The sequence below is a fragment of the Actinomadura sp. RB99 genome (assembly GCF_014706005.1).
In the GTDB taxonomy this organism is placed as follows: Bacteria; Actinomycetota; Actinomycetes; order Streptosporangiales; family Streptosporangiaceae; genus Spirillospora.
Genome location: NZ_JABMCA010000203.1, coordinates 1 through 660, shown reverse-complemented (window position 1 = coordinate 660; position 660 = coordinate 1). Strand labels below are relative to the sequence as shown.

Genomic DNA, 660 nt, shown 5'->3' with positions numbered 1-660 from the left:
ACGGACACCACGCGACCATGTCCGCGGGGTTCGTCGTCGCCATGTCCGCGGCCACGTCCGGCCCCGGGTTCACCGGCCCGGCAATCAGCCGCACCCCCGGACCCTGCGCGTGCTCGCACCGGCCCCGGCCGTGCCCGTGACCGGACCGCGAGCACTCGCACTGGTAACCGGCCCGCTCCATGACCTCCGCCCACGTCTCCCGCGCAGCCACGGGCACGACAGCGGCCTCGCCGGTCCGGTCCGCCATCACTTCACCTCCCGGCCGATGCGCTCGCGCGCACGCTCCACGAGCAGGGGCACGCGTCCGCCGCGGACGCCGCGGCGCGTGTCGGTCACACCCGCGGCGTAGGCAGCGAGCGCGACCAGGAGGACGGAGAGAACCGGCGGCAGGACGAGCAGCAACCCGACCGACATCCCGGCCGCGGTAGCCGCCGCCGCCGTCCGAACCGTCTGCTTCGTCATCGCTCGCCCCTCTCCCGAGCCCTCGCCGCGCGACGACGCTCCTGTTCCTGGGCGTCCGCGTTCATGCGGCGCAGCTCCGCCCGCGCGTACTGGTCGTAGTCGCCTTTGCGGGGGTCCGGCGGGGGGGTCGTCTTCTTCGCCATCACCACCACCCGCCCAAACGGGTCGTGATCTCGCGCAGCAACGCGAGGTGCGTCA

The 660-nt window shown here is 74.1% G+C and carries 3 protein-coding genes; all 3 read right to left on the bottom strand.

From position 1 onward, the window contains the following. Positions 1–247 (bottom strand): hypothetical protein (locus amrb99_RS50460; RefSeq protein ID WP_206700439.1); only part of this gene is annotated, 247 nt, incomplete at its 3' end. Continuing rightward, complete coding sequence (locus amrb99_RS49565) at positions 247–462, bottom strand: hypothetical protein (protein WP_190869047.1); 216 nt, start codon at positions 460–462, stop codon at positions 247–249. The genes amrb99_RS50460 and amrb99_RS49565, both read right to left, overlap by 1 nt. Beyond that, the coding region (locus amrb99_RS50455; protein ID WP_206700438.1) for a hypothetical protein at positions 459–660 on the bottom strand (202 nt) is incomplete at its 5' end. The genes amrb99_RS49565 and amrb99_RS50455, both read right to left, overlap by 4 nt.

Coding starts and splice junctions, on each gene's coding strand:
- amrb99_RS49565 (WP_190869047.1), bottom strand. CDS start 462: ATGACGAAGCAGACGGTTCGGACGGCGGCGGCGGCTACCGCGGCCGGG.